The sequence below is a fragment of the Acinetobacter sp. YH01021 genome (genome assembly GCF_013420255.1).
Lineage (GTDB): Bacteria > Pseudomonadota > Gammaproteobacteria > Pseudomonadales > Moraxellaceae > Acinetobacter.
In genome coordinates, this window is record NZ_VOYO01000042.1 from 1 (window position 1) to 8,945 (window position 8,945).

Sequence of the window (8,945 nt, forward strand, 5' to 3'; positions counted from 1 at the left end):
TTCTTGACTCAAGCATTAATGCAGTACGATCTTCAAAGTTAAGATGATGGTATGACAATTTTATATACTCCATAAACCCTTTAAATTAATTAGGTGGTTTATGTCGCACTTCAAGTTTTACTCTGCCAGGCTTTATCTAAAGTGGCCAGCTGAATCAGATGTGGCCCGGTAGAAACCTCACCAACTTTAAAGGTGGGCTTGGATTCAGAATCGAAACCCAGGACTGCATGGCTTTTTAGCTCCTGTGCAAGGGCATGACACTGTTCCAGACGATTAATCACCTGAATCTGTTGCATCGGAAGATTTTTAAATACAGGAAAGGTCTGAATTTGTTCCTTGCTTGGTAAAGTATCCAGCAGCTGTTGCATAAGCTTCAATCATGAAATGAATGCGTTCAGCTTAATCACTTTTCCTGTTCTAGGCAAAAATAAAGCCCATGAAGAATGGGCTTTATGCAGAATTTAAATAGGTTTAATCAGTGTGATAGCTACTCTGTTCCATCTGCGCCTGTTGAGCACGTTCAACATAATTCTGATAAGCAGGGACAGCAAAGGCTGCCAAAATAACTGCAAGTACCAGATACAGCACCACCAAAAGCGTTTCCCAGCCACGTGTCGTGCGTGGAGGGCCATATTCATTACTTTCGTTGTGACCGGGTGCCAATAACAGGTAAAGTGTAAAGACAAGGTTTACGACCGGCACAAAAATCAGTAAAGAAAGCCAGCCATTATGATTACGGTCATGTAAACGACGAATTAAAAAAATCACGCTAAAATAAATCGCAACGCCGTAGATCAAAACCAACAGCACCATTAAAGGCATGGACATTTTACCATCTAAAGTCTCTGGACTCATTCCAGGTAAAATGAAAGCAGCAATGATCCCGATGATCATAAAGCAAAAACCCAGCAGCATATTCCATGCGATATACGAACGTCGCCCAAAACGTCCTGATGCATTCCACCCCGAATCCTGAATTGTATTACTCATTATTTTTCCTTTGTTTTCATTAGATTTTTTTATAAGTAAGTCTATGATAAAGGGACTTTTTATAAATGAAAAGTGTAAAAAATAATCAATAAAAAAGCCCGCAATCTGCGAGCTTTTTAGGGGGAAGGAAAATCAGATTTTCCAGTCCACAAAGTTTTTCAATAACTGCAAACCGGCAGTATGACTTTTTTCCGGATGGAATTGGGTCGCGAACAGGTTTTCTTTATGAATTGCAGTACAGAACTCGATGCCATAGGTACAAGTAGCTGCCACCAAGTCTGAATCTTGTGGCTCTACATAGTAACTGTGCACAAAGTAGAAACGCGCATCCTGTTCGATATTATTCCACATTGGATGCTCTGGATCGGCCTGATGTACCTGGTTCCAGCCCATATGCGGCACTTTTAAGCCCGCCATTTCCGGAAAATGCTTGACCGCACCTTCGAAAATACCCAGTGCATCGGTACCGCCATTTTCTTCCGAATGCTGCATCAAGGCTTGCATGCCGACACAAATGGCCAATACCGGTTTGTTAAATACGGCATTGCGTACCACTTCATCAATCCCGGCTTCGTGCATGCCTTGCATACAGTCACGCATCGCGCCTACGCCCGGAAAAACAATCTTGTCTGCTTGTGCAATCAGTTTTGGATCATTGGTCACATCAACCGTGGCACCGACATGTTCTAATGCTTTTGCCGCAGAGTGCAAATTTCCCATGCCATAATCAAGAAGGGCAATACGGGTCATTACAGTGTACCTTTGGTTGAAGCTACCGTATTGGCAGCACGTGGATCGACTTCACAGGCCATACGCAGCGCACGCGCAAATGCTTTAAATACGCTTTCGATCTGGTGATGGCTGTTTTTGCCTTTCAGGTTGTCGATATGTACCGTCATCAAGGAGTGGTTTACAAAGCCTTGGAAAAATTCAGAGAATAAATCCACATCAAAACGGCCGATCATGGCACGGGTAAATGGAATATCCATAAACAGGCCCGGACGGCCAGACAGATCAACTACGACACGGCTCAAAGACTCATCCAGCGGGGCATAGAAGTGACCATAGCGTTTCAGGCCTTTTTTATCGCCCAATGCCTGTGCAAATGCCTGACCCAGCGTAATACCGCAGTCTTCCACAGTATGATGGTCATCGATTTCCAGATCGCCATCACAATGAATATCAATATCAAACAGGCCATGACGCTTGATTTGATCAATCATATGATCTAAAAAGGGAATACCCGTGTTTAAGGTGCCTTGACCAGTACCGTCGAGATTCAAACGAACTCGAATTTTGGTTTCGTTGGTATTTCTTACCACTTCACTGATACGATCTGTCATAGACACGTTCCTCAAATACGTCAAAATGATTGATGTAGAAAATATTTTCGCCGTGACGAAGTCACCGCATATTAGATTGCTCAGGAGGGTTTATCAATGCCTATCACCGTACATGCTTATACTTCTTTAGAAAATGACGAAGTGCGCAGCCAGCTTGAGCGACTGTATGACACGAGCCCTGAATTTAGTGACGGGGCAGATGCCATGGAACAACTAGAGCAAAACCTTGCACAGTATACCTCAGTTTATAGCGCAGAATTTAATAGCAAAATTATTGGGGCAATCTGGTGCTCCGGACAGGGCGAAAGCCGGATTCTGGAAAATATTGTGGTGCATCCGGCCAATCGCGGTCGTGGCGTTGCAGAAAGGCTGGTGAGTGAGGTCTGCCGCATGGAAGAAGAAAAAGGCGTGAAAAACTTCGTGCCAGGCTGTGGGGCCATTCATCGCTGTCTGGCCAATCTGGAAAAAATCTGAAGATAGAGCAATATCAAGCAGCCGTTAGGCTGCTTTTTTATGTAAATAAACGCTTAAATCTGTTTTATTACTGAGGTCTTTGGTAAAAACTGTTCGATTTATGACTCAAATTCACGCGAGTTGATGGAAAAGTAAACATTTAACGAAAATTATTCTGTCTGCTCTTGACGATTTACAGCTGAAACTGTTTAATACGCGACATCGGCGTGATAGCTCAGTAGGTAGAGCAACGGATTGAAAATCCGTGTGTCCCCAGTTCGATCCTGGGTCTCGCCACCATATTTTAAAACGATTTCAAAGTTTTCAATCCCTGATCCCATCAGGGATTTTTTTTAGGCCAAAAATCAGCCACTCAAATATTTTTTTCATAATTTTGATTGACTAATGAGGCCAGATACGGCTTAATACACCGCATCGGCGTGATAGCTCAGTAGGTAGAGCAACGGATTGAAAATCCGTGTGTCCCCAGTTCGATCCTGGGTCTCGCCACCATATTCAAAAAATCCTCAAACTTGGTTTGGGGATTTTTTTTGCCTGCACCAAAGCCAGATCAACATTATTCTTTTCTATTTTTCAGTTGTTTCAACTTCTTCTTTTTCGACGTTTCCTGCTTTTTTCTTCCTGATTGACCGTTTATCAAACTTAACAATAGACACGGGCATTATTTGTAAGATTTAGCTTTGACGCTTTCCCTTTTCCAAACGAGGGTGAAAATGATGAATCTCCTAACACCAATTAAACTCGGCTTTCTTACGGCCTGTACTGCTTTTAGCCTACCGATATTAAGCCATGCTGCGCCTGCTGCTGATTCCGTCGTCTTACCGACTCTGACCGTCATGGCGGAACCGGAACTGCGCGCCGTGACTGAAAAAATGTTGCCTTATCAGGAACAGAACAGCCAGCGCAAAGCCCTGCAAATGCGCCTGATGAAAATTGAACGTGAAATTCAGGCCTATAGCGTGGATGGCGACGTAGTGGCGAATATTGATGTGATGCGTGCACCTGCCGATCCTGATCTGGATAGCTTGCCTGTGGTGTTTCGCGAATATGTATTGGCCATCGCACAGGGCTTGCAGTCTTCAGACCCAAGAAATGGGGTATATGTACTGCTGCAACCTTTTGGAATTAACCGCGATGCCACCAATGTGAATATTGTTCGGGAACAATTCGATCCGAACCGGCTGAATCTGAGCCTGCCATTTAATTCCCCATAATGTGCGCCTGTCGGTCTAGATAATTTTGTTTAACAAGCTTATTCAAGCTGTCATGCAACGAGATCGACAAAATAGTGTTCTGGGAAAGGGTAGCTTTGTGAGGGGAGCAATTTCTGTCTAAGCTAGACATATTATTGGAAAAATCAAATGCCTTGAATTGTGTTTAAAAAATAAGCATAGTGGATGTAAATCAACAAGATCTGACTGACAGAGCTGGAGCGTATACATGCCGCGTGTTTTTATGATTGTAGCCGCTGTGACACTGGCAATTTTTATTGGGCTGTTTTATCAGAATTCAGTTCAGCAAAAACATCAGGCCGAGCTGCTGGAATATGAAACCGTGCTCGAAGAAAAAACCGAGAGCATTGCGCAGCAGGCACAGGACTGGTCTAAACCGATTCAGATTGAACTTGAAGATGACCGTCTGGATGGTGACTATGCCATCATGGCTGAGTTTATGCTGGGGCAATTGCGCGACAGTGCCGAGGAACGTAATCAGTATCTACGCGACTTAAAAGCCGCCAACTGGCAGAATTTTCTGAATATCGACCGCTTGGCCAAGGATCAGGCACAAGGCTATAAAGAAACGGAAGCGATGCTCAAGCAAGTCCATCAAATTGTGAACAGCTATCAGCAGAAAATCCAGCAGCGCGATGCCGAGCTGATCGACAAGGCACAGCAACTGGATATTAAAAACCGTTATCGCCAGCAACTGAGCCTGACCCTGAAAGACAGTCAGCAAAATAGTAATGCACATGTCATTTTTGAAATTGAAAAACAGACGCTGGCCAAGGCTGATGCCTTATTTGCAGTACTGAAAAAGCATAAATGGCAAAAGAAAAATAACACCTTTATGTTCTATGACGATAAAGCCGTGCAAGAATTTAATGCGCTGTATAAAGAAATGCTGCACTTGAATAAACAGATGGAACGAGTGGCAACTGCCAATCAGAAAGCGGTTGAAAACAAGTTGTAGCATGACCTAGATGACAGGATTGCCATAGGACTGTCATCTGCTGTTCAAACTCGCTTGCTAAATTGAAGGGGTCGCACAGATCACGACATAACATTCAAGCAGGTGAGTCATGCAAACAATTCAGGTTTTTGCTGATATTCAGCAGGTGTACGGTGAGTTTGTCGCAAATTAAACAGATCCAAAATTAGAAAGGATGAATAACGGGGACAAGAACCGGTTGTTCTTGAATCAATATTTCACGCTGATCGAGGACTGGCACTATACCGAACAGATTGTGATTCAGTTCAATCAGCAGTATTTCAGTCTGGATCTGGGGAGCGCACCGGATTTTATGGATCAGGATAAATATATCAACTGGCTAAAGTCGGAACTGCTGCATTAATCGAATCGTCATATTCCTCGTTGATAGATAACCGAGCTGTCTCAAGAGAGGCAGCTTTTTTATTTTGATAGAAAACTGGTATTGATCTTGCTGTTGCATCGGCACAGCGCGAACAGGTGCTGATTCCAATTCCGATTTGAACAGGCTATGCTGAATTAATTACCGCTACCAAAAGAATGACAGGCGGAGCATGGATGATATGGAGGGCAAAAAATTATGCAACAGTTGAGATGTTATAAGGAACTTCCAGTCTGGACCCAGCAGAGTATTCCTCAGGGCTTCAAGAATCAGCACAATACCAAAGCGGGTACCTGGGCGAAATTGACAGTATTAAAAGGTGAGCTGCATTTTGCCATGCTGGAAGAATCTGGTGCAGTGCAATCCGAGCATGTGTTTACACCAGAGCAGCAACCGCCATTTATTGAGCCTGAGGCTTGGCACAAAATTGTCTCTGCCAGTGAAGATGTCGAATGCCAGCTGCGTTTTTACTGCCGGCCTGAGGATTACTTCATCAAGAAATATCAGTTGAATCCTACCCATTCTGAAGTACTGGCCGCCATGCCCTATTTAAAAGGTGGCCGTGCGCTGGACGTCGGCTGCGGTACAGGGCGTAATGCGCTTTATTTAAGTCAGAACGGCTTTAATGTCCATGCCTGGGATGTTAACGAAAACAGTTTGCAGACTTTAAGACAGATTGTGCAGACCGAGCAGATTGATCACATACAGATCCAGCGCCGCGATCTCAACACGGATACCAGCATTGTAGGTCAATATGACTTTATCTACTGTACCGTGGTGATGATGTTCCTTGAGGCGAAAACCATTCCACCGCTGATTGCACAGATGCAGCAGACGACCGTGCCAGGTGGCTATAACCTAATTGTTTGTGCCATGGATACGCCAGATATTCCGGCACAAGCCGATTTTCCATTTGCTTTTCAGCCGGGGGAGTTGCGAGGGTATTATGAGGGCTGGAATATTGTGAAATACAATGAAGATATCGGTGAGCTGTATCGTGTCGATGCACAGGGCCAGCGGATTAAACAGCACTTTGCCACGATGCTGGCGCAGAAGGTTTAAATAAAAGATTGAGGATTTTTTTAAATTCTTGAGCTTAAATAAGACACTCCAAAACAAAAAAAGATGTCAGGCTGACATCTTTTTTTATGCTTTTAAAAAGCTTAAGCCGCTTTTTTAAACCAAGAGAACCAGCCTTTTTTCTCAGCTTTTACTTCTGCTTTTTCAGCAGCAGCGTCTTTGGTTTCTACTGCTTCAGTTTTTGCAGCGTCAACGTGTTGTTCTGCTGTAGATTGAGCTGTTTCTAATTGAGTCGTCGCTTCTGTTTTTACTGCTTCAGCTTTAGTTTCAGTCGCTTGTTGAGTTGCAGCAACAGTCGCTTGAGTCGCTTCAACTTTCGCTTGTACAGGTGCAGCAGCTTCTTTGGCAACAGTTTGGGTTGTTTTAGTTACAACAGTTGCTGGCGCAACTTAAGCTTCAGTTGCCATTGCAGATGCAGAAGTCGCTACGATTGCAGTCGCAATCATTGTTTTAAGCATGTTCATATAAACCCTTTTAAGGACATAGGAAAAAAGAGGCTTGATCATACATTTATAAAATTTAAGTGCTTCATAAATAGGATTTTATTGGTTAATTTTTCAACTAAAATTACAAAGGAATAACATATATTTCTACTTATAATTTTGATTAATAGTGGAGATGTAAAATGAGAGTGACAAGCTGGGTCGCACATGTTAAAAAGAAACTAAGGAAAAAGTTATTTTCTCTTTATAAAAATATAAAAACATAGATAATACGGCATAAATTAATTATGGGTAATTTAGTGGAGGTATGACATGAATGCTCTAAACTTTGCTAACTATATTATTTGGTATGTGAATCAGAAATTTCCAAATACTAGTTTTACTCACGTTAAGCTTCAAAAAATTCTTTATTATGTTTATTGTGATTTTTTGAAGAAAGGTATTCCACTTTTTGAGGATAAAATCGAAAAGTGGCAATATGGGCCGGTAGTTCCTAATGTCTATAATAATTTTCGTTCGTATGGATTCAACCGAATTAGTACACCAGAAACTTCTGTTCGACTAATTAATGATGAAAATGGTTTCCGCTTTGAGCGCGATGATTTTAACCCCAATATTTTAAATTTGAGTACTGAACAAAGAGATAGACTAGATTTTATAATTCAAAACTTAGTGGAAAAAGAAGCTTTTGAGTTAGTTAATTTTACTCATAAGGAAAAATCTTGGATCAGAGCTGAGCCTAATATTAAAAAAGGCGAAAAAAATATTGTATATTTAGAAGAAGAACTACGTCTTGAAAGTACTGATATCGAAGAACTAATTGGTTAAATTTTTGTGAATAATACATCCATAAAGCTTCTTACTCTTAATGAATTAATAGAATCACATTTAATACCACTTGAAATGACTGCAGAATTGCAACAGCAAATTCTGCAGTCATTTCTTTTTTTATGTAATGAAATAAATATGATTGATGATAGTACTGGGGAAACTTTTTACCCTATGCCATATCAAGAGATTACAGAATGTATTTATGAACTTGAATTTGAGTTCTCAGCTGAGTTGAACAGTGTTATAGAGGGATTAATTGAACCTTTAAAAAAATTGTTAAAATTAGATGGGCTTCCAATAGAAGAAGCAAAAACAGAATTAAATAGAAAATCTGTACATAAATTAAATGGATATAAAAGATTTGTATCGCACATTCAATTGGCTGTTTGTCAAAAGAAATTTATTGCTGATCAAACTTTTGACGTTATTTTGCAGGTAAATGAATTAAAGCAAGAAAATAAAAAATTAGGAACTAAATTAAGAGGTTCTTTAAACACAATTCTAGATTTAAGAAGTCAAATTAAAGATCTAGAAGTAAATCTAGATAGTGCTAAAAAAGCAGCAAATGAGGCTTTAGCCAATAGTACTCAACTATTAGTAAAGGTAGATAAAGCTTCTGAAGAAGCAACGAATGCTTTAGGTGATGCACAAAAGGCAGTTTATCAAGTTGAGCAGGCAATTGAGGATGCTCAACAAGCATCCTCCATAGCTCAACAAGTTACAGAGAGCGCTAATTTAATTTCTGAAAAGGTTGATAATGCGTTACGAAAAGCTGATAAAGCCTCTGATGAGGCTAGTAGTGCTTTAGAAGAAGCTGTAAAAGCGCGTAAAGAAACAGAAGCGACAAGTAAAAATATTATCACTCAATTTGTCACAATTTTAGGTATCTTTGCTTCTATTATTGTTGCCTTATTCGGTGGTATGAGCTTAATAAGAGCAGCGGTTGAATTATTAACTAATGATGGAAGTCTTCCCGTTTTTGTATTTGTGGTAGCAATTTTACTTCTCAGTTTTATAGTTTTAATTGTTCTTCTTACTAGTTGGATTACTTCATTAAATACTAAAAAAGGGCAGAGTAAAACTTGAAGTGCGACATAAACCACCTAATTAATTTAAAGGGTTTATGGAGTATATAAAATTGTCATACCATCATCTTAACTTTGAAGATCGTACTGCATTAATGCTTGAGTCAAG

9 protein-coding genes, 2 tRNA genes and 3 pseudogenes are annotated in these 8,945 nt (G+C 40.8%); 9 read left to right on the plus strand and 5 right to left on the minus strand.

Translation table 11 applies throughout. The annotated features are described in order from the left end of the window. Positions 1-125: 125 nt before the first annotated feature. From FTT86_RS15065 to hisB, 4 genes and pseudogenes are all read right to left on the minus strand, one after another. Positions 126-368: pseudogene (locus FTT86_RS15065) on the minus strand (3'-5' exonuclease domain-containing protein 2); the annotation flags it as partial. A gap of 103 nt (positions 369-471) precedes the next feature. After that, positions 472-990 carry a DUF805 domain-containing protein gene (locus tag FTT86_RS15070; protein ID WP_180181446.1) on the minus strand — a complete coding sequence of 173 codons (519 nt, stop codon included), beginning with the start codon at positions 988-990 and terminating at the stop codon, positions 472-474. Positions 991-1,122: 132 nt separating this feature from the next. Further along, positions 1,123-1,740 (minus strand): imidazole glycerol phosphate synthase subunit HisH, encoded by a 618-nt coding sequence (gene hisH, locus FTT86_RS15075; protein ID WP_086044210.1) that lies wholly within the window; start codon positions 1,738-1,740, stop codon positions 1,123-1,125. Continuing rightward, entirely contained in the window at positions 1,740-2,333 is a 594-nt protein-coding gene (hisB, locus tag FTT86_RS15080; protein WP_004729244.1) for an imidazoleglycerol-phosphate dehydratase HisB, read from the minus strand. Before hisB ends, hisH begins: the two co-directional genes overlap by 1 nt. Before the next feature lie 96 nt (positions 2,334-2,429). On the opposite strand from hisB, the gene FTT86_RS15085 reads away from it, so the two are divergent. From FTT86_RS15085 to tehB, 7 genes and pseudogenes are all read left to right on the plus strand, one after another. Beyond that, positions 2,430-2,807, plus strand: coding sequence for a GNAT family N-acetyltransferase (locus tag FTT86_RS15085; RefSeq protein WP_180181447.1), 378 nt, complete (start codon positions 2,430-2,432; stop codon positions 2,805-2,807). A gap of 203 nt (positions 2,808-3,010) precedes the next feature. After that, positions 3,011-3,086 (plus strand) — tRNA-Phe (locus FTT86_RS15090). Positions 3,087-3,223: 137 nt separating this feature from the next. Next, positions 3,224-3,299, plus strand: a tRNA-Phe gene (locus FTT86_RS15095). Between the two features lie 224 nt (positions 3,300-3,523). Continuing rightward, positions 3,524-4,021 (plus strand): hypothetical protein, encoded by a 498-nt coding sequence (locus FTT86_RS15100; RefSeq protein ID WP_180181451.1) that lies wholly within the window; start codon positions 3,524-3,526, stop codon positions 4,019-4,021. 226 nt (positions 4,022-4,247) lie between these two features. Beyond that, positions 4,248-4,997 carry a hypothetical protein gene (locus FTT86_RS15105; RefSeq protein WP_004729250.1) on the plus strand — a complete coding sequence of 250 codons (750 nt, stop codon included), beginning with the start codon at positions 4,248-4,250 and terminating at the stop codon, positions 4,995-4,997. Between the two features lie 109 nt (positions 4,998-5,106). After that, positions 5,107-5,379, plus strand: a pseudogene (locus FTT86_RS15110) (hypothetical protein). 216 nt (positions 5,380-5,595) lie between these two features. Then, entirely contained in the window at positions 5,596-6,459 is an 864-nt protein-coding gene (gene tehB / locus FTT86_RS15115; RefSeq protein ID WP_180181448.1) for an SAM-dependent methyltransferase TehB, read from the plus strand. 101 nt (positions 6,460-6,560) lie between these two features. Here the strand turns inward: tehB and FTT86_RS16195 are convergent. Beyond that, a pseudogene (locus FTT86_RS16195) lies at positions 6,561-6,941 on the minus strand (hypothetical protein). Positions 6,942-7,232: 291 nt separating this feature from the next. Here FTT86_RS16195 and FTT86_RS15120 point away from each other — a divergent pair. Further along, positions 7,233-7,748 (plus strand): Panacea domain-containing protein, encoded by a 516-nt coding sequence (locus tag FTT86_RS15120; protein ID WP_180181449.1) that lies wholly within the window; start codon positions 7,233-7,235, stop codon positions 7,746-7,748. A gap of 6 nt (positions 7,749-7,754) precedes the next feature. Further along, entirely contained in the window at positions 7,755-8,837 is a 1,083-nt protein-coding gene (locus FTT86_RS15125; protein WP_180181450.1) for a hypothetical protein, read from the plus strand. The last annotated feature ends 108 nt before the right edge of the window (positions 8,838-8,945 follow it).